The sequence below is a fragment of the Actinoplanes sp. NPDC051851 genome, from assembly GCF_040681165.1.
Lineage (GTDB): Bacteria > Actinomycetota > Actinomycetes > Mycobacteriales > Micromonosporaceae > Actinoplanes.
Genome location: NZ_JBFAYF010000024.1, coordinates 77,046 through 96,405 on the forward strand (window position 1 = coordinate 77,046; position 19,360 = coordinate 96,405).

Annotated in this window: 15 protein-coding genes; 9 read left to right on the forward strand and 6 right to left on the reverse strand. The window is 70.3% G+C overall.

The genetic code is table 11. The annotated features are described in order from the left end of the window. Positions 1-72 precede the first annotated feature (72 nt). The 3 genes from AB0M08_RS23055 to AB0M08_RS23065 are packed head-to-tail and all read left to right on the forward strand — an operon-like array spanning position 73 to position 4,104. Positions 73-909: an MIP/aquaporin family protein gene (locus AB0M08_RS23055; RefSeq protein ID WP_364496667.1), complete on the forward strand. Its 837-nt coding sequence runs from the start codon at positions 73-75 to the stop codon at positions 907-909. Beyond that, complete coding sequence (glpK, locus tag AB0M08_RS23060) at positions 902-2,407, forward strand: glycerol kinase GlpK (RefSeq protein ID WP_364496670.1); 1,506 nt, start codon at positions 902-904, stop codon at positions 2,405-2,407. The genes AB0M08_RS23055 and glpK overlap by 8 nt, the downstream gene beginning before the upstream one ends. After that, a complete protein-coding gene (locus AB0M08_RS23065) occupies positions 2,407-4,104 on the forward strand; it encodes a glycerol-3-phosphate dehydrogenase/oxidase (RefSeq protein ID WP_364496673.1) in 1,698 nt (565 codons plus the stop codon). Before glpK ends, AB0M08_RS23065 begins: the two co-directional genes overlap by 1 nt. A gap of 65 nt (positions 4,105-4,169) precedes the next feature. Here AB0M08_RS23065 and AB0M08_RS23070 read toward each other — a convergent pair whose 3' ends face one another. The 6 genes from AB0M08_RS23070 to AB0M08_RS23095 all read right to left on the reverse strand — a co-directional run bounded on the left by AB0M08_RS23070 (position 4,170) and on the right by AB0M08_RS23095 (position 11,145). Then, entirely contained in the window at positions 4,170-4,769 is a 600-nt protein-coding gene (locus AB0M08_RS23070; protein ID WP_364496675.1) for a helix-turn-helix domain-containing protein, read from the reverse strand. 241 nt (positions 4,770-5,010) lie between these two features. After that, positions 5,011-7,245, reverse strand: coding sequence for a carbohydrate-binding module family 20 domain-containing protein (locus AB0M08_RS23075; RefSeq protein WP_364496677.1), 2,235 nt, complete (start codon positions 7,243-7,245; stop codon positions 5,011-5,013). Positions 7,246-7,657: 412 nt separating this feature from the next. Continuing rightward, positions 7,658-8,398 carry a GntR family transcriptional regulator gene (locus AB0M08_RS23080; RefSeq protein WP_364496680.1) on the reverse strand — a complete coding sequence of 247 codons (741 nt, stop codon included), beginning with the start codon at positions 8,396-8,398 and terminating at the stop codon, positions 7,658-7,660. A gap of 46 nt (positions 8,399-8,444) precedes the next feature. Continuing rightward, entirely contained in the window at positions 8,445-9,014 is a 570-nt protein-coding gene (locus AB0M08_RS23085) for a copper resistance CopC family protein (RefSeq protein WP_364496683.1), read from the reverse strand. 110 nt (positions 9,015-9,124) lie between these two features. Beyond that, a complete protein-coding gene (locus AB0M08_RS23090) occupies positions 9,125-10,198 on the reverse strand; it encodes an endoglucanase (RefSeq protein WP_364496686.1) in 1,074 nt (357 codons plus the stop codon). A gap of 302 nt (positions 10,199-10,500) precedes the next feature. Continuing rightward, positions 10,501-11,145 carry a DUF4360 domain-containing protein gene (locus tag AB0M08_RS23095; RefSeq protein ID WP_364496688.1) on the reverse strand — a complete coding sequence of 215 codons (645 nt, stop codon included), beginning with the start codon at positions 11,143-11,145 and terminating at the stop codon, positions 10,501-10,503. A 262-nt stretch (positions 11,146-11,407) separates the two neighbouring features. Here AB0M08_RS23095 and AB0M08_RS23100 point away from each other — a divergent pair, with 262 nt between their 5' ends. The 6 genes from AB0M08_RS23100 to AB0M08_RS23125 all read left to right on the forward strand — a co-directional run bounded on the left by AB0M08_RS23100 (position 11,408) and on the right by AB0M08_RS23125 (position 19,306). After that, positions 11,408-11,752, forward strand: coding sequence for a nuclear transport factor 2 family protein (locus AB0M08_RS23100; protein ID WP_364496691.1), 345 nt, complete (start codon positions 11,408-11,410; stop codon positions 11,750-11,752). A 58-nt stretch (positions 11,753-11,810) separates the two neighbouring features. Continuing rightward, positions 11,811-14,108 carry a family 43 glycosylhydrolase gene (locus AB0M08_RS23105; protein WP_364496693.1) on the forward strand — a complete coding sequence of 766 codons (2,298 nt, stop codon included), beginning with the start codon at positions 11,811-11,813 and terminating at the stop codon, positions 14,106-14,108. Between the two features lie 98 nt (positions 14,109-14,206). Next, entirely contained in the window at positions 14,207-15,862 is a 1,656-nt protein-coding gene (locus AB0M08_RS23110) for an ABC transporter substrate-binding protein (protein WP_364496695.1), read from the forward strand. Beyond that, complete coding sequence (locus AB0M08_RS23115; RefSeq protein ID WP_364496698.1) at positions 15,859-16,722, forward strand: ABC transporter permease; 864 nt, start codon at positions 15,859-15,861, stop codon at positions 16,720-16,722. The genes AB0M08_RS23110 and AB0M08_RS23115 overlap by 4 nt, the downstream gene beginning before the upstream one ends. Then, entirely contained in the window at positions 16,719-17,708 is a 990-nt protein-coding gene (locus AB0M08_RS23120) for an ABC transporter permease (RefSeq protein WP_364496701.1), read from the forward strand. Before AB0M08_RS23115 ends, AB0M08_RS23120 begins: the two co-directional genes overlap by 4 nt. Then, a complete protein-coding gene (locus AB0M08_RS23125) occupies positions 17,705-19,306 on the forward strand; it encodes an ABC transporter ATP-binding protein (RefSeq protein ID WP_364496704.1) in 1,602 nt (533 codons plus the stop codon). Before AB0M08_RS23120 ends, AB0M08_RS23125 begins: the two co-directional genes overlap by 4 nt. Positions 19,307-19,360 lie beyond the last annotated feature (54 nt).

The window sequence follows — 19,360 nt, forward strand, 5'->3', positions numbered from 1 at the left end:
CCGTGATTGATGTTCGACAATGTCGACCGCCGTTCGTTGCTCCGGCCCATCGACGTTCATAGCGTCCGGGGCATGGCTGCACGACTGAAGGTTCCGGGTTTGGTCGGTGAGCTCGCGGCCGAGTTCGCCGGCACGTTGATCCTCATTCTGTTCGGCGTTGGGGTTGTTGCGCAGGTCGTGGCCGGTGGCATCGGCGACCACGACAGCATCGCCTGGGCCTGGGGCCTGGGCGTCACCCTCGGCGTCTACGTCGCGGCGCGCATCAGTGGCGCCCACCTCAATCCGGCGGTGACCGTCGCGCTCGCGGTCTTCAAGGGCTTCTCATGGCGCAAGGTCCTGCCCTACTCGATCGCCCAGTTCCTCGGCGCGTTCGTCGCCGCGCTGCTGGTGCGCTGGAACTACTCCGAGGTCCTGAACGCGGCGGACCCCGGGCTGACCATCAAGACCCAGGGCGTCTTCTCCACGCTGCCCGGCAACGGGAGCCTGCCGGTCGGCGAGTGGGGTGCGTTCCGCGATCAGATCATCGGTACCGCGATCCTGCTCTTCGTGATCCTGGCGCTCACCGACGTGGCCAACAACGCGCCCGCCGCCAACCTCGGCCCGGTCGTGGTCGGCCTGCTGATCGTCGGGATCGGGATGGCCTGGGGCACCGACGCGGGCTACGCGATCAACCCGGCCCGCGACTTCGGGCCCCGGCTGGCGAGCTTCCTGACCGGGTACGACACCGCGTTCCGGGACCAGAACGGGTACCTCTACTTCTGGATACCCATCGTCGGACCCCTCATCGGTGGTGTCCTGGGCGCCGGTCTGTACCAGACTCTGATCGGACGATTCCTGCCGACGGACGAGCCCCAAGAGGTGGGCGAGGTTCCGGCGGCGCGTGAGAGCTTGGAGGCGAACCGTGGCTGACTTCGTGGGTGCCGTGGACCAGGGCACCACCAGCACGCGTTTCATGATCTTCGACCACGGCGGCAACGAGGTCGCCCGCCACCAGCTCGAACACGAGCAGATCCTGCCGCAGGCGGGCTGGGTCGAGCACAACCCGATCGAGATCTGGGAACGCACCGTCGCGGTGGTCCGCACCGCGATGCAGAAGGCGAACCTGTCCGCTTCTGATCTCGCGGCGGTGGGTATCACCAACCAGCGCGAGACCACGGTGGTGTGGGACCGGCGCACCGGGCGGCCGTACTACAACGCGATCGTCTGGCAGGACACCCGGACCGACCGGATCGCCTCGGCGCTGGACCGGGACGAGCGCGGCCAGGTGATCCGCCGCAAGGCCGGGCTGCCACCGGCGACCTACTTCTCCGGTGGCAAGATCCAGTGGATCCTGGAGAACGTCGACGGGGTCCGGGAGGCCGCCGAGCGCGGCGACGCGCTCTTCGGCAACACCGACAGCTGGCTGCTCTGGAACATCACCCGCGGCAACCACGTCACCGACGTGACCAACGCGAGCCGCACCATGCTGATGAACCTGGAGACGCTCGACTGGGACGACGAGCTGTTGTCCTACTTCGGCATCCCGCGGCAGATGCTCCCGGAGATCCGGCCCTCGTCCGACCCGAACGGCTACGGCGAGGCGCGCGTCAACGGGCCGCTCGGCGGGATCGTGCCGCTCACCGGTGACCTCGGCGACCAGCAGGCGGCCACCGTCGGCCAGGTCTGCTTCAGCCCGGGCGAGGCCAAGAACACGTACGGCACCGGCAACTTCATGCTGCTGAACACCGGGACCAACCTGGTGCGCTCGGAGAACGGCCTGCTCACCACGGTCTGCTACCAGTTCGGCGACGCGGCCCCGGTCTACGCCCTGGAGGGCTCGATCGCGGTCACCGGCTCGGCCGTGCAGTGGCTCCGCGACCAGCTGCACGTCATCAAGTCGGCCGGGGAGAGCGAGACCCTGGCCGCCTCGGTGCCGGACAGCGGCGGTGTCTACTTCGTGCCGGCGTTCTCCGGGCTCTTCGCGCCGTACTGGCGTTCCGACGCGCGCGGGGCGATCGTCGGGCTCTCCCGGTTCAACACCGACGCGCACATCGCCCGGGCCACCCTCGAGGCGATCTGCTACCAGACCCGGGACGTGGTCGACGCGATGGCGCAGGACTCCGGGGTCACCCTGGACGTGCTCAAGGTGGACGGCGGTATCACCGTCAACAACCTCTGCATGCAGATCCAGGCGGACGTGCTCGGCGTCCCGGTCAGCCGCCCGGTGGTCGCCGAGACCACGGCGCTCGGTGCGGCGTACGCGGCCGGCCTCGCGGTCGGCTTCTGGAAGTCCACCGACGAGCTCCGGGAGAACTGGAACGAGTCGCAGCGCTGGCAGCCGACCTGGTCGGGCGGGCAGCGGGATCAGGGCTACGGCCGCTGGAAGAAGGCGGTGCAGCGAACCCTCGACTGGGTGGACGTGGACTGATGACGGTGCTCTCACCGCAGGCCCGGCACGCCGCGCTGACCGCCCTGGACGGGGCCGAGGTCGACGTGCTGGTGATCGGTGGGGGCGTGGTCGGGGCGGGTTGCGCGCTCGACGCGGTCACACGGGGTCTCTCCGTGGGGCTGCTGGAAGCGCGCGACTTCGCCTCGGGCACGTCCAGCCGGTCCAGCAAGCTGATCCACGGCGGGCTGCGTTACCTGGAGATGCTCGACTTCGGGCTGGTCCGGGAGGCGCTGCGGGAACGGGGCCTGATCCTCTCCCGCCTCGCCCCGCACCTGGCCCGCCCGGTCCGGTTCCTCTATCCGCTGCAGCACCGCGGCTGGGAGCGCCTGTACGCCGGTGCCGGGGTCACCCTCTACGACGCGATGTCCTGGCCGGGCACCCTGCCCCACCACCGGCACCTGACCCGCCGGGGCGCGCTGCGGGCCTGCCCCGCGCTGCGCGGCGACGCCCTGGTCGGGGCCCTGCAGTACTACGACGCCCAGGTGGACGACGCCCGGCACACGATGTTCCTGGCCCGCACCGCCGCGTCGTACGGCGCGCACGTCGCCAACCGGGTCCGGGTGGTCGGCCTGCTCCGCGAGGGCGAGCGGGTCACCGGCGTCCGCGCGCACGACCTGGAGCACGACCGGACGATCGAGGTCCGCGCCCAGCAGGTGATCAACGCGACCGGGGTCTGGACCGACGACACCCAGGCGCTCGCCGGGTCGCGGGGCCAGTTCCACGTCCGCGCCTCCAAGGGCATCCACCTGGTGGTGCCGCGGGACCGGATCCAGTCCTCGACCGGGCTGATCCTGCGGACCGCGACCAGCGTGCTCTTCGTGATCCCGTGGGGCCGCCACTGGATCGTCGGCACCACCGACACCGACTGGGCGCTGGACAAGGCGCATCCCGCGGCGTCCAGCAAGGACATCGACTACCTGCTCACCGCGGTGAACAGGGTGCTCTCCACACCGCTGGTCCGGGCCGACGTGGAGGGCGTCTACGCCGGGCTGCGGCCGCTGCTCTCCGGCGAGTCCGAGTCCACCTCGAAGCTCTCCCGCGAGCACTCGGTCGGCAGCCCGGTGCCGGGTCTGGTCGTGGTGGCCGGCGGAAAATACACGACCTATCGCGTGATGGCGAAGGACGCGGTCGACGCCTGTGCCTTCAACCTGGCGCGAGCGGTGCCGCCGTCGGTGACCGACCGGATCCCACTGGCCGGTGCCGAGGGCTACCCCGCGCTCTGGAACCGCCGCGGCCTCATCGCGCGCGGGTCCGGCCTGCACGTGGCCCGCATCGAGCACCTTCTCGGCCGATACGGATCACTGATCCACGAGCTGCTGACCCTGATCCACGACGATCCCTCGCTGAAGGAGCCCCTGGACGGCGCCGACGACTACCTGCGTGCCGAGGTCGTCTACGCGGCGGCGGCCGAGGGCGCCCGCCACCTGGAGGACGTGCTCACCCGCCGTACCCGGATCTCGATCGAGACCTTCGACCGCGGCACGGTCGCCGCGCCCGAGGCCGCCGCGCTGATGGGCCGCGTGCTCGGGTGGACACCCGAGCAGCGCGACCGCGAGGTGGAGCACTACCGCCTGCGCGTCGAGGCCGAGCGCGCCTCCCAGGAGCAGCAGGACGACGAGACCGCCGACGCGGCCCGGCTGGGTGCCCCGGAGGTGGTGCCGGTCCGGCTGACGTGACGCCGTGCCGGCGGTCCCACCGCGCCGGCCTCGCGGCCTCGTGCGGCCTCCCGGGCCGCGGCGGTTCAGGCGGGCGCCGCCGGCGGGCGCATCAGGGCGGAGAGGATGTCGCGGACCGGCCCGGCCAGGTCCTCCGCGGTCGCCGAGGCGAGCGGCTCCAGGGCGCTGGTGCGCAGCAGCGTGATGCCGATCGAGACGGCGAGCGCGATCTGCGCCCGCAGCACGTCCGGCCGGCTGCCCAGCCGCTCCGCCGCGGTGCCGAGCTTCTGACCGAAGAGGCCCAGATAGCGCAGCCGGATCCGGTCGGTCTTCTCGTCGCCGGCCGGCCGCAGGAGCAGCAGCAGCCCGCGGTCCGGTCCCTCCACCGTGGTCTGCCAGGCGATCATCCCGGCTATCGTCTCCGGCACCGTCCGCGGCGTGACATCCTCCCCGGCAGCCTCGCGCAGGCCCGCGAAACCGGCCTGCAGCGCGGCCTCGTAGAGCCCCTCCTTCGAGACGAAGTACCGGTTGATCAGCGCGACGTTGACCCCGGCCTCGTCGGCTATCTCCCGCACGGTGGTGGCCGAGTAACCGATGGTCGCGAACCGCCGGGAGGCCACGTCGAGGAGGAGTTGCCGGGTTCGCGCCGCGTCGCGCCGCCGTGGCGGGGTGTCACTGTCACTCACGTGAACAATCTTGACGCAGGTTCCTGTTACTCGATCTTGTGGGGGCGGCGTCAGCCGGTCGATTTCCTCAACCTTTTCGTGTACGCGCCGTGGCCTGCCGGAGTCGGCTGGAAGGACTCCGCGAGATCCGCCGCCACCGATCCGTGGATCCACGGTCTCGCCGTGCGGGCACCGCCGCAGGGTGGCCCGTGATCAACGACGGAGGGCCCGCACCGATGTGCGGGCCCTCCGGTTCAGCAGGTCATTTCCAGGTGTCGCTGGTGGTGTACGACGTCGCGGTGCCCGTCGTGTACGTCCGGTTGCTGCCGGACTCCCAGGTCACGGTCCCGGCGGAGTCCTTCTTGAGGTACTTGTACTCGAAGCTGGTGCTCTGCGGGACGATCACGGCCTTGCTCCAGGTCGGGTACGCCGCCGAGGAGAGCGGGATGGCGTCCGCGGTGTTCCAGGCGCCCAGCGAGGCGATCGAGCCGACCACGTAGACGTTGGTGCCGGTCGTGGTGGTCGCGTACTCGTTGAAGGTCACCGAGGTGGCGCCGGCGTTCGCGACGTTGAAGCTGTTGTTGTACGTGACCGCCGAGGTGCCGGTGGTCACCGCGCGGTTGGCGTTGCTCTCCCAGGTGACGTTCCCGGAGGAGTCCTTCTTGAGGTACTTGTACTCGAAGCTCGACCCGGACGGCACCGCGATCGTGGAGGACCAGATCGGGTATCCGCTGGACGAGAGCGCGACCGCCTTCGAGGTGTCCCAGCTCCCCAGGGCGGTGTTGGACCCGACCACGTAGACGCTGGTGCCGGTCGTGGTGGTGGCGTACACGTTGAAGGTCGCCTGGACGGTGCCGGTGGTGCTGGTGGGGCTCGCCGAGGTGCTGGCGCTGGTGCTGACCGACGCGCTCGGGCTGGCCGACGTGGACGTGCTGGCGCTGGTGGTCGGGGTCGCGCTGGTGGTCGAGCCGGAGCCGGACTTGGCGTTCACGTCGATCGCCACCGCGCCGTTGGCCGGGATGGTGACCGACGCGGTGCCACCGGAGACGGTGATCGAGGTGCCGGTGCAGCCGCCGCTGCTGGCACCGCCGGTGATCCGGTCGCAGTAGGTGCCGTCGGCCAGGCCGGTGGTGTACGTCGCGGTGGAGGCGCTGCCGGAGCGGTTGAGGCCGAACCAGCCGAGCGAGCCGCGGCTGAAACCGATCACATTGCTGGCGGTGTTCGTCCAGTTCGAGACCGTGGTGACCGACTGGGTGGCGTTGTGCCAGCCGACCATGCCCTTGACGCCGGTGGACTGGGTGATGCACTGCCACTTGCCGTCCGAGCAGCTGCTGTCGGTGACGTAGCCGCTGGAGTCGGCGGGCGGGGACGCGCCGACCGCCGAGGTGGAGAAGGCGAAGCCGTCGTAGATGAACGGCTGGCCGTACGGGTAGGCCAGGATGAAGTAGTTGGCCAGCACGTACGGGGCGCCGTCCTGGTAGCGCAGCGTGCTGCCGTCGCGCTCCAGGTCGTGGTTGGTGACCATGGCGGCGGTCAGGTCGCTCGACGCGTCCAGGCTCCACGACGGGATGCCGGAGAGGTTCGACAGCGTGCCGTTGTTGAACTGCGTCTTCAGCCCGTACGCGTACGAGAACCCGAGCACGTCACCGTTGGAGGTGAACGCCGACGGGATCAGCGAGCTGTTCGACGAGCCCGGGAAGACCTCCTGGGCGATGTACGGCGCCTTGCCCTCGGCCGTGGTGGTGTTGAGCAGGGCGCGCAGCGAGGTGAAGTCGTCCTGCGCGATGTGCTTGGCGGCGTCCACCCGGAAACCGTCGACCCCGAAGCCGATCAGCTTGTTCAGGTAGGCGGCGATCTTCGCCCGTACCGTGGAGCTCTGGGTCTTGAGGTCCGAAAGCGACAGCAGCATGCAGTTCTGGACTTCGGACGCGTTGTTCCAGTCGTCGATCACCGCGTCGTCGTCCGAGCAGTATCCGTCGTTCGCGTGGTGGAAGTCGTCGTAGACGTAGGGCACCGACGGGTAGGTGTACCCGGTCGGGCTGTACGTCGACCCGCCGTACGTGGTGGTCAGCGTGTTGTTCGCGCCCGCCATGTGGTTGACGACCGCGTCCACGTAGACCCGGACACCGGCGTTGTGGCAGGCGGTGACCATGCTGGTGAACTCGGACTCGGTGCCCAGTCGCCCGCTGATGTTGTACGACACCGGCTGGTACACCTCCCACCACGGGTGGGCGCCGTCGCTGCTGGAGGCGAGGCTGACCGACTCGGCGGGCGGGGCCACCTGGACCGCGCCGTACCCGGCCGGGCCGAGCTGGTTGGTGCAGGCCGCGGAGACGGAGTCGAAGTTCCACTCCCAGAGGTTCGCGGTCACGTCGCTGCTGTTGAGGGTCACGGCCGCGTTGGCCGTGGTCGCCATGCTGATGCCGGCGAGGGTGGCGGCGGTCAGCGCGAGGCTGGTCACCGACCCGAGCACCAGGCTGCGGGTGCGTTTTCTCATCGGACGCCTATCTGGTTCAGGAGAGGGAGGACGGGTAGCGCTGAAAGTTCTTTCAGGGGCCTCAACCAGGGTGATGATGGGGGTTTCATCCCTGGATCGCGCGATCGGCGGCGTCGCGGGCCTGGTGGGCGCGTCGATGCCGCTCACTTCTTGCTGCAAGTCCTTGCAACTTGTTTCAGGAAGTTACCAAGCAGTGTCAGCCTCGTAAAGGGGATCGACACCTGTTTACGAATCTCACAGTGTCCGAAGATCCACAGTGTCCGAAGATCTGCTGTCACCGAAGATCTGCTGTGGCCGAAGAAAGAAGCCCCCGCGGGGTTGCGGGGGCGTGCCGGTCGCGCTTCTGGCTGGTGCTCCGGGGTGTCTCGCTCCGCTTGAGACACCCCGGAGCACCAGCCAGAACCGGGACGTGTCAGGCGGTGAGGCGGGTGACGAAACCGATGCGGTCGCCGCGGTAGAGGGAGCGGGCCCGCTCGACCGGGGCGCCGTGCGGGTCGGCGGAGACGCGGCGCATCAGGATCATCGGCTGGGCCGGGTTGGCGCTCAGCAGCATCGCCTCGCGCGGGGTGGCCAGGACGGTCTCGATATGCTCGGTGGCGGTGGCGTAGACCGGGCCGTACCGCTCGACGACGTGCTGGTAGAGCGATCCGGTGGCGTCGAAGCCGTCCATCAGGCCGGGGAACCGCGCGGCCGGCATGTACGTGCTCTCCAGTCCGAGCGGCTCGCCGTCCACGAGCAGCACCCGCTCCAGGTGCAGCACCTCGGCGGACGGGTCGATCGCGAGATCCGCCGAGTGCCGCTCCCCGGCCGCGACGGTCTCCACGGTGATCACCCGGCGGCTCGGGCGGCGGCCCATCTCGCGCAGCGCCTCGGTGTAGCTGTGCAGCGCCAGCGGCTGGATCAGCTTCGGCGGCGCCACGAAGGTGCCCCGGCCGCGGTACGCCTGGAGCCGCCCCTCCATGGTCAGCTCGCTGATCGCCTGCCGCAGCGTGGAGCGGGCCACCCCGTACGCCGCGGCCAGGTCGCGCTCGGCGGGCAGCAGTCCGCCCTCACCGAGCTCGGCCAGCAGCTCGATCAACCGGTTCTTGATCACGTAGTGCTTCGGGATCCGCCCGTTCTCGGGCACCCCGCCACGAACCGTATCGACCGTCACCGGGCGATGATAGGGGGCCGCGTCCACGCGGACCGGCCCCCTCGCGTCACTTGCTCGCGGCGCGCCGCCGATAGAGCACGAAGCCCGCGGCACCGGCGAGCGCGAGGATCCCGATGCCCGCGGCGAGCCCGAGACCCAGGCCGGAGCCGCCGGCGTTGGACCGGTCGGACGGGCCGGAGTCGTCGGCGAGCAGTGTCTCGGCGGTCGATGTCGCCACCGGTGCGGGAGAGGACGCCTCCGAGGAAGGGGACGGCGAGGTGCGGGGGACGGGCGCGGCGACGGTGAACGTGTAGGAGCCCTTGGTGGTGTGGCCGTCGGTCGACTTCACCTGGTACTCGACGGTGTACTCGCCGTTCGCCGGCGGCTCGGTGAACGTGACGCTGACCGTGGCGCCCTTGACCGTCGGCTCGGAGACCGACGCGCCCTTCACCGTCAGCTTCGTCGAGTCCGCGTCGAGTGACTCCAGGAACCGGAGCTCGACCTCGGCCGGCGCCTTCTTCAGCGTCGCGTTCTTGGCGGGGGAGGCGTCGGCGAGCGCGTTGTGCGCCCAGGCCGGAGCGGCCGGGACCAGAACCGCGACCATGGCGGCGAGGGCGAGCAGCAGGCGTTTCGTCATGGTGGTAGTAGATCCCTCTCTTCGGGTTGCCGGTTAGTCGCCCCTGCCCCGGGAAGAGTTCCCACGAAAAGGAACGAGCCGCCCGGCACAGGGCCGGGCGGCTCGCGGAGTCACTTGACGGTGACCTTGAACAGCGGGTTGGCGGCCAGCTTCTTGAAGGAGGCCAGGCTCGACGGCATGCTGTCGATGCTGATGTCACGGTCGCCGAACGCGTCGGCCTTGGTGTCGAAGTACACGATCGCCTTGATCGCCGGGCGCTTCGCCAGCTCGGGCAGCACGCTGTTGAACTGCGCCGACTTGTCGACCGGGTGACCGATCTTGTGGTAGGCGCCCCACTCGGCGACCATGATCGGCTTCGACGGGTGCGCGGTGGTGGCCCAGTCGTACCAGCCCATGCCGCCCGGGGCCTTGCGGTCCAGCAGGTCGGCGAACATGCCGTAGTGGTACGGGCGCGGGGCGGCCTTGGTCGGCTTGATCGCGCTCACGTACGAGTCGGTGCCGATCCAGTCGACGACCGCGTCACCGGGGTAGAGGTCGCCCCACCACGACTTGGCCATCCACTTCTCGTTGCCCATGTACGCGAGCACGCTGACCGCGTTGGTGACGCCGTCGGCACGCAGGCGCTTCCAGACGTGCCGGTACGACGCGGCGAAGTCCTTCGCGGTCATGCCCAGCTTCGCGTCGGTGCGGACGTCGTCCTCCGGCTCGTGGTTGATCACGAGGAAGAACTGCTTGGTGGCGTACTTGGCCTTGACCCGCGCGGCGAACGCGTCGATCCGGGCGTCGAGCTTGCCGGCGGCGACGTCGGCCCAGCTGCTGCCGAGCTCGACACGCCAGTTCATCATCAGCACCCGGGGGTGGGCCGGGTCCTGGGTCATCGCGATCTCGGCGTCGGTCGGGAACTTCTCGTCGCCCTTGTGGTACGTGTGCATGATGCTCGCGGTGCGGCCGGAGATCTTCTCCCAGTTCTTGTGCTCCATGTCCCGCGGCTTGCCGGTGAACCCGCCGGCGGCGGTGCCCCACAGCACCCCGCAGGTCGGGACCAGCTTGGCGCCGGTCACGCACTTCTCAGCAGCCTGCGGCGCGGCCTGGGCCGTGACGGGCGCGGTCGCCAGGGCACCGGCACCGCCGGCGACGAGAGCGGCCAGCGTCAGTACGGTCTTACGCAGCGTCGAACGCTTCAAGAAGTTCTCCTTCGCTCTGTCCGGCGGTGTTGCCCGCCGGGCATGTGAAAGAGATTCCAGGAGCGCAGGAGCTACGACGGTGCCCGTTCCGGTGCCCGTCGGTTGCCGTCAAACCCGAGCGGCCGCCACCGCTCGGGGGTGCGGTCGACGCCTAACGTCGGCGTGTCGGACCCGTACATGAGAAAAGCCCGCCGGCGGGGGAGCCGAGCGGGCCTGTCACGGTTCTGGCTGGTGCTCAGGGGTGTCTCAAGGACCGCGAGACACCCCTGAGCACCAGCCAGAACCGCTCAGCAAGCGCTACCTCAGCACTTCTGCCAGGCGACGTGGTAGGTGGTCTCCAGGCTGCCGTCGGAGGAGTCCATGGTGAGGAAGCTGGTGGACTTGCGGTCCGAGGTTCCGGCGTTGACGCGCAGCTCGGTGTTGACGTTCAGGTTCCGCAGCGAGCCGCACGGCAGGTAGTTGAGCGCCCCGATCTCGATCTTGTCGGAGTGCTGCCAGTCGTCGTCGAACCAGCCGTTGAAGTCGGTCCGGCTCTTACCCGTCTGCGGCCAGCCCTGGAAGTAGTAGAACGCGGTCTGCGAGCCGTACGCGCCCTCCTCCAGGTGGCCGAAGCCGCGGTAGTCGGCGCCCGCGATGGCGTACGTGAAACCGGAGGGGACCAGGACGTTCAGCATGAGCTGGCAGTTCTTCCGGTAGTCGGTGGGCTTGGCCTGCGGCCCGACCTGCGCGGTGAACTCGCTGTAGGAGACGGTGAACGCCCTGTTGTCCGGGGCGACGTCGATGATCGCGCTCTTGCCGGGACAGCCGCTGCCGTTCGCGGTGACCACCTTGATCGTCATCTCCTGCCGCGGCGGAGGGGTGGCCCGCCACCCGGTCGCGGGCGCCCCGGTCAGCGACGAACCCAGCGACGAGACGAACAGGGCCCCCGCGGTGAAAGCGCTCAGCATCGATGTCCTCCTGCTTGTGTTGTGACACGCTCGATCGCGGCCAACGTACGTTTCCGCAGGTGGGCATCGGGCCGGATCGGCGAGCGAACCGCTCCCCGGAGGCCCGTGCGGGCGGACAATTGGCCGATAGGCGCACCGTGCGCCCGGCCGTCCGGGCAGAAAAAGCCCGATCACGGGACGATCGGCTCGTTCTGCTGCTATGCGGGCATGCTTACCGCGGGGGTAATCGACGCGGGTCACCCGGCGATGCCATGGTGCGGACATGAGCATCAAGGACATCTTCCTGGAGGCCTTCGGCCGGTTCGCTGCCGGCGACTTCGACGTGCTGCGCGAGGTCATCCGCGACGACTTCGTCAACCACGACCCCGAGACCCCGCGCGACAAGGACGGGTGGATCGAGGCCACCATCAACGGCCCGATCGCCACCTCGACCCTGGACCTGAAGCGCACCATCGCCGACGACGAGTTCGTGGTGATCCACTACCAGCTGATCCCGCAGGAGGGCGGTCTCGGCGAGGCCGTCGTCGACGTCTGGCGCTTCGAGGGCGACCTGATCGTCGAGCACTGGGACGTCTCCGAGCCGGTGACCGCTCCCGATCAGGTTTAACACCTGTCAATACGTCGGGCCGTTGCCTGAGGAATGGGGCAGACCTAGCGTCCCCGGCATGAAGCTCCGCACGTGGACGGCGGTGGCGACGCTGCTTCTCGCCGGGTTCGCGGCCCCGGCCGAGGCACGAGCCACCGCCACCTATACGAATCCGGTCAGCGCGGGCACCGTCGACACCTTCCCGGACCCCGCGGTCATCCGGGGCAACGACGGGACCTGGTACGCCTACGGCACCACCAACCCGATCTTCAACAGCGCGGGCGAGACCGGCGAGCACATCCTGCCGATCCTCTCCTCGCCGGACCTGGTCCACTGGACCTACCGCGGCGACGTGATCGAGATCGGCGCCACACCGTCCTACTGGGCGGCGAGCACCCGCGCCTGGGCGCCGGACATCCGCTACCTCGGCGGCGCATACCTCCTCACGTACGCGCTCTCCAACGGCGGGATCGCGCTGCTCACCGGCGTCACCCCGCTCGGTCCCTGGACCGACCACGGGCTGATCATGACGCCCGCCGACAGTGGCTGCCCGTCCGGCACCATCGACCAGGCGCTCTTCACCGACACCGACGGGACGAACTACCTCTACTGGGGCAGCTACGACACGCTCTGCGTGCAGCAGCTCAGCGCCGACGGCCGGCAGCGGGTCGGCGAGGTCACCCAGGTCGGGCGTGGGAGGCGGGCCGAGGGCTCGTTCGTGGTACACCGCGACGGGTTCTACTACCTGTTCTTCTCGGACGCGGGGTGCTGCGACGGGGCGTTCAGCGGCTACACCGTCAAGGTCGGCCGGTCGACCAGCCCGCGCGGCCCGTTCCTGACCCCGAGCGGCCTCGACCTGATGGCGACCACCAGCAAGGACGGCATCGTGCTGACCGCGAACGGCAACCGCTGGATCGGGCCCGGGCACAACGCGATCGCCACCGACCTGGCCGGGCAGGACTGGCTGGTCTACCACGCGATCCCGTCCGGCGATCCGGACTTCCCGAAGGTCACCGGGGCGAACGGCGCGACCCTGAACCTCACGAAGCGCCCGCTGATGATCGACCGCCTGGACTGGATCGACGGCTGGCCGGTGGTCCGGGCCGGCGCGGGCCCGTCCGACACCGCCCAGACCGCTCCGGTCACCACGCCGACGGTCGGCAGCACCTTCGACTCGCCGGCGGGCTGGTCGTCGTCGTGGCCCACGGCCACGGATCCCGACTCCGGTGGGTTCCTGCGTGCGCCGTCCGCCTCCGTCTCCGTCTCGGATCAGGCCGTCGCCTCTCCGGTACGGGTGGAGGCCGCGCTGCGCGACGGGGCCGGACTGGTGGTGAACTGGACCGACGCCCGGAACAACGTCGTCGCCTGGCTCGACCGGGCCACGAACGCACTCGACGTGGCGGTCACCGTACGCGGACGTCGCTCCGATCAAACCGTGCGTCTCCCGGCCGATTTCGACCACGGGGTGTGGCATGTCGTGGCCGCCGGGCGGCGAGGCCGGAACCTGACCGTGGAGGTCTCCGCCGACCGCCTCCACGACGCCGTCGCCACCCTCGCGGTGACCCTGCCGGCGAGCGTACCGACCACCGGCCGGATCGGCGCCGCGGCCTCGGCGGCGGGCGCGGCCGCGGACACGATCAGCGCGGCGCCGCTCTCCACCCCGGTCACCCGGCGTGTCGCCGACCCGTCGCCGGGGGAGCTGCTGCCCGCCTACTCCGACGAGTTCACCGGCGCGGACCCGGCGTGGAGCTGGATCCGCCCGAGGAACGACACGACGCTGAGCGACGGCTCGCTGGTCTGGCCGACCCAGGCCGCGGAGCTGTACACCACCACGAACACCGCCTCGGTGCTGGTCCGCGACGCGCCGCCGGGCGACTTCACGGTCGAGTCGAAGCTGACCTTCGACGGCACGAGGGGCAACCAGCAGGCGGGGTTGCTGCTGTACCGGGACGACGACCGGTGGTTCAAGCTGGCGCACGCGGTGCTGCCGCTGAGCGGGACGAGCCTGGTCACCCACCAGACCGAATTCGGCAAGGAGGGGGAGCGGCCCACCTACGATCCGCCGATCGCGGTGGCGAACGCGCCGATGTTCGGTGGTCCGGCGGCGGCGACCACGTGGCTGCGGCTGCGGTACCACCTCGACGAGGCGAACGGTGAGGACGAGGTGCGCGCGGCGACCAGCGTGGACGGCGTGCACTGGACGTGGGGCGGCGTCTGGACGCTTCCACACGATGAGACTTACCGGAAAGATGAGACTTATCGGAAAGATGGGACGTACCGGATCGGTCTGGTCTCGATGAACGCCACCGGGGCCACGGCCGTCGTCGATTATGTGCGGACCTACGCGAACAGTGGCGGCTCAGCGGCTTGTTTTTAACGAACTGTATCGATTCATCGGCGGATAGTGCACTAAGCCTATTGATCCGATAGGTTCCGCACATGCGGAGATCGGTTCCCATCGTTGTCGTTGCGACCGTGCTGTTGGCCGGATGCCAGGGCGGCGGGGGTGGCTCGTCCACCTCCTCCGCGGCGTTCGACCCGGCGACCTGCCAGGGCGGCACGCTGACCGTTCTCAACCAGAGCGGCATCACCCACCTCGACCCGGCCCGGCTCTACACCTCGGGCGGCGGCAACATCCCGTCGCTGCTGTTCCGGACGCTGACCACGCGCAACCGGCTCGAGGGCGACGCGGGTACCAAACCCGCCCCGGACCTCGCCACCGACCTGGGCACGCCCTCGGACGGGGCGAAGACCTGGACGTACCACCTGCGCGACGACATCTACTTCGAGGACGGCACGCCGATCACCGCGGCCGACGTGAAGTACGGCATCGAGCGCTCGTTCGCGCCGGACCTGCCCGGTGGTGCGCCGTACCTGCGGGACTGGCTGGTCGGCGCGGCGGACTACCAGGGCCCCTACCAGCAGCCCGACGGCATCGCGGCGATCGAGACGCCGGACGACACGACGATCGTCTTCAAGCTGCGCAAGCCCGAGGGCGACTTCCCGTATCTCGCGACCGCCACCCAGTTCGCCCCGGTACCCGCGGCGAAGGACACCGGCATCGAGTACGAGAAGCACCCCATCTCCTCCGGCCCGTACCAGGTCGAGTCGTACGAGCCGAAGAAGTCCCTGGTCCTGGTCCGCAACACGCACTGGTCGACGAAGATCGACGAGCTCCGGTACGCGTGCCCGGACCGGATCGAGGTCACCTCCGGCCTGGACGCCGCCGTGATCAACCAGCGGATCGTCGCCGGGGCGGGCCAGGACGCCAACGCGGTCACCACCGACGCGGTCGTCGGCCCGGAGCAGCTGGCCCAGCTCGGCACCGGCGGTGAACTCGACGATCGGGTCGCCCGCGGGGTGTTCCCATCGACCCTGTACCTCGCCTTCAACACGAAGAAGGCGCCGTTCGACAACCAGAAGGTGCGCGAGGCCCTGTCGTACGCGGTCAACCGCACCTCGGTGGTGAACGCCCTCGGCGGCTCCGCGGTGGCCGGCGCCTCCACCACGTTCCTGCCCCCGCAGAAGGCCCTCGGCTACCAGCCGTACGACTACTTCCCGGCCGGCGACGGCGGCGACCCGGCGACGGCGAAGCGGGTGCTCGCCGAGGCCGGGGTCACCGGCCTGACCATCGAGCTCGCCCACGAGAACGACGACAGCAACGGCATCGGCCCGAAGACCGCGGCCGCGCTGCAGGAGGCGTTCAAGCAGGCCGGGATCACCGTCGACCTGATCGCCATCGACAGCGCCACGTACCGTGACGTCATCGGCAAGCCGTCCACCCAGCCCGGCCTCTCGCTGCAGACCTGGGGTGCCGACTGGCCCTCCGGCGGCCCGTTCCTGATCCCGATCTTCGACGGCCGCCAGATCATCACCGCCGGCGGCAACTTCAACCTCGCCCAGTACGACGACGCCGCCGTCAACGCCGAGATCGACGCGATCAACGCGCTCACCGACCCCACCGAGGCGGCCGCGCGCTGGGGCGCCCTGGACGCCAGGATCGGCAAGTCGGCGCTGGTCATCCCGCTCACCTACGAGAAGGACGTCTACCTCTTCGGCAAGAACGTCAAGAACGCCGTACCGGACGGCTGGCGCGGCACCTACGACCTGGCCCGGATCTCGGTCACGTGAGTCTCCTCAGGGACCGTGGCTTCCTGGTGGGTGCGGTGATCGCGGGCCTGATGGTCCTGGTCGCGATCACCGCGCCGCTGCTGGCCGCCCTCGCCGGGCAGGACTACACCACGTACCACGACGACCTGCTCGACTCGGCGCGCGGCGGGGTGCCGATCGCCGGGTTCAGCGGCGAGCACTGGCTCGGCGTCGAACCGGGCACCGGGCGGGACCTCTTCGCGCGCCTCGTCTACGGCGCGCAGATCTCGGTCGGCGTCGCGCTCGCCGCCACCGTCCTGGAGGTGCTGTTCGGCCTCACCGCCGGGGTCGCCGCCGGGCTCGGCGGGCGCTGGCTGGACGCCGGTCTGAGCCGGGTCATCGACCTGGTCCTCTCCGTACCGATCCTGGTCCTGGCCGTCTCGCTGCTCGCCATCGTGCCGCAGGACTGGCCGCGCCCGCTGCTGCTGGCCACGGTGATCGCCCTGCTCGGCTGGGGCGGCACCGCGCGGATCACCCGCGGCGAGACGCTCACCCTCCGGACCCGCGACTACGTCGCCGCCGCGCGGCTCTCCGGGGCCCGCCGGTGGCGGGTGGCACGCCGGGAGATCCTGCCCGGCCTCACCACCCCGATCCTCACGTACGCCGCCCTCCTCGTCCCCTACAACATGATCGTCGAGGCCGCGCTCTCCTTCCTCGGCATCGGTGTCCGCCCGCCGACGCCGTCCTGGGGCCAGATGCTCTCCTCGGCGACCACCTGGTTCCGCGCCGACCCGCTCTACGTCTTCCTCCCCGGCGCGCTGCTCTTCACCACGCTGCTCTCGTTCGTGCTGGTCGCCGACGGTCTGCGCCGTCACCTCGACCCCCGGCAGGCGCCGCGGTGACCGGCTACCTGATCCGGCGGGTCCTCGGCGCCGCCGTCGTGATGCTCGTCCTCTCCGCGCTGATCTACGGGCTCTTCTACCTGGCCCCGTCCGACCCGGCCCTGCTCACCTGCGGCAAGGGCTGCACCCCGGAAAGGCTTGCGGACGTACGCGTCGCGATGGGCGTCGACGACCCGGTACCGGCCCAGTACGCGCACTTCCTGGAGGGGCTGGTCGCGGGCCGGGACTATCCGGCCGGAGCGGACGTGCGGCACTGCCCGGCGCCCTGCCTCGGGTACTCGTTCGAGACCGACCAGCCGGTCACCGCACTGCTGCTGGACCGCTTCCCGGTCTCGTTCTCGCTCGCGCTCGGCGCCGAGGTCCTCTCGCTGGTCATCGGGATCGGCGCCGGGATGCTCGCCGGCCTGAAGCGCTTCCGCCTCGTCGACCGGCTCGTCAACGGGCTGATCCTCGCCGGGTACGCCACCCCGGTCTTCCTGGTCGGCCTGCTGCTGCTCCTGCTCTTCTGCGTGCACCTGCAGTGGCTGCCGTTCCCGCAGTACGTCCCGTTCACCACGGACCCGCTGCTCTGGGCCCAGAACCTGCTGCTGCCCTGGACCTCGCTCGCCGCCATCCAGGCCGCCGTCTACGCGCGCCTCACCCGCGCCGGCATCCAGGAGACGCTCGCCGAGGACCACATCCGGACCGCCCGGGCGTACGGCGTCCCGGAGCGGCGCATCCTCTGGCGCCGTGCGCTACGCGGCGCGATGCTCCCGCTGATCACGGTCACCGCCATCGACGTGGCGGGCATCATGACCAGCGCGGTGCTCACCGAGACCATGTTCGGCCTGCCCGGCGTGGGCCAGCTGCTGGTCGGCGCGGTCCGCCAGATCGACCTGCCGGTGGTGGTCGGCGTGATGCTGCTGACCGGTCTGATCATCGTGGTCGCCAACGCGGCGGCCGACCTGCTCTACGCCGCCGCCGACCCCCGGGTGCAGATCCGATGACACTTCTCCAGGTCGAGGACCTGCATATCCACTTCGGCGACGTCCACGCGGTCGACGGCCTCTCGTTCTCCCTGGAGGCCGGTGGTTCGCTGGGGATCGTGGGTGAGTCCGGCTCCGGCAAGAGCGCGACGGCCCTCGCCCTGCTCGGCCTGCAGTCGGCCTCCCTCTCCTCTGGCAGGATCGACTTCGACGGGACCGACCTGCTGCGGGATCCGGACTGGCGGGGCATCCGGGGTGCGCAGATCGCCATGGTGTTCCAGGAGCCGCTGACCGCGCTGAACCCGTTCCAGACCATCGGTGCGCAGATCGCCGAGGTGTACCGGCTGCACACCGGGGCCTCCCGCCGCGCCGCCCGGGAACGGGCCGTCGAGGTGCTCGGCCAGGTGCACATCCCCGATCCGGCGCGCCGGGCCGCCGCCTACCCGCACCAGTTCTCCGGCGGGATGCGGCAGCGCGCGCTGATCGCGATGGCGATCGCCTGCCGCCCCCGCCTGATCGTCGCCGACGAGCCGACCACCGCGCTCGACGTGACCGTTCAGGCCCAGATCCTCGACCTGCTCGACGAGGTACGCGAGTCCACCGGCGCCGCCCTCCTGCTGATCAGTCACGACCTGGGTGTGGTCGCCGGCTCCACCGACGCGGTGGCGGTGATGCGCCACGGCCGCGCCGTCGAATCCGGCCCGACCGCCGAGGTCTTGGTCCACCCGCGGTCCGACTACACGAAAGCCCTGCTCGACGCGGTGCCGCGCCCCCGCCCGCCCCGCGACCTCGGCGAGCGCCGTCCCCTGCTGCGGCTGGACGGCGTACGCAAGGAGTTCCCGCAGCCCAGGCGTGGCGCTCTGCGCAAGCCCTCACCGGTGGTCGCGGTCGACGGCGTCACCCTCGAGGTGGCCGCGGGCGAGACGCTCGGCATCGTCGGCGAGTCCGGAACCGGCAAGACCACCCTGGCCCGGATGATGGTCGGCCTGGTCCCGCTCACGGCGGGCCGGATCACCTTCGACGGCACCGACATCGCCCGCCGCCGCACCCACTCGTCGATCCAGATGGTCTTCCAGGACCCGCTCTCCTCGCTGAACCCGCGCCGCACGGTCGGCGAGAGCATCGCCGACCCCCTCCGCCTCCAGGGCATCCGCGACCCCCGTCCCCGGGTGACCGCCCTGCTCTCCCGCGTCGGCCTGGCCGCGTCCGCATACGATCGCTACCCCCACCAGCTCTCCGGCGGCATGCGCCAGCGGGTCGGCATCGCCCGCGCGCTGGCCCCGTCCCCGCGCCTGATCGTCTGCGACGAGCCGGTCTCCTCCCTGGACGTCACCACGCAGGCCCAGGTCCTGACCTTGATCGAGGACCTCCGCGAGGAGCTCGGCTTCGCCCTGATCTTCGTCTCCCACGACCTGGCCGTCCTCCGCCAGATCGCCGACCGCATCGCCGTCATGAAGGACGGCCGCGTGGTCGAGTTGGGCCCCACCGCCCAGGTCTACGACACCCCGACGCACCCCTATACGAAGGAGCTGCTGGCCGCGGTCCCGGTCACCGACCCGGCCGAGGCCCGCCGCCTGCGCATCCTGCGCCGCAAGGAGTCTCCCGCACGGGCGACATGATCAATGTTCGTCTAGGTCAGGACACCCATTCTGTGTGACCAGCCCTCTGGCGGA

What these genes read in the sequence shown, in the direction of transcription:
- AB0M08_RS23055 (WP_364496667.1), top strand. Translation starts at nt 73, where the DNA reads ATGGCTGCACGACTGAAGGTTCCGGGTTTGGTCGGTGAGCTCGCGGCC.
- AB0M08_RS23065 (WP_364496673.1), top strand. Translation starts at nt 2,407, where the DNA reads ATGACGGTGCTCTCACCGCAGGCCCGGCACGCCGCGCTGACCGCCCTG.
- AB0M08_RS23075 (WP_364496677.1), bottom strand. Translation starts at nt 7,245, where the DNA reads ATGAGAAAACGCACCCGCAGCCTGGTGCTCGGGTCGGTGACCAGCCTC.
- AB0M08_RS23085 (WP_364496683.1), bottom strand. Translation starts at nt 9,014, where the DNA reads ATGACGAAACGCCTGCTGCTCGCCCTCGCCGCCATGGTCGCGGTTCTG.
- AB0M08_RS23095 (WP_364496688.1), bottom strand. Translation starts at nt 11,145, where the DNA reads ATGCTGAGCGCTTTCACCGCGGGGGCCCTGTTCGTCTCGTCGCTGGGT.
- AB0M08_RS23100 (WP_364496691.1), top strand. Translation starts at nt 11,408, where the DNA reads ATGAGCATCAAGGACATCTTCCTGGAGGCCTTCGGCCGGTTCGCTGCC.
- AB0M08_RS23105 (WP_364496693.1), top strand. Translation starts at nt 11,811, where the DNA reads ATGAAGCTCCGCACGTGGACGGCGGTGGCGACGCTGCTTCTCGCCGGG.
- AB0M08_RS23125 (WP_364496704.1), top strand. Translation starts at nt 17,705, where the DNA reads ATGACACTTCTCCAGGTCGAGGACCTGCATATCCACTTCGGCGACGTC.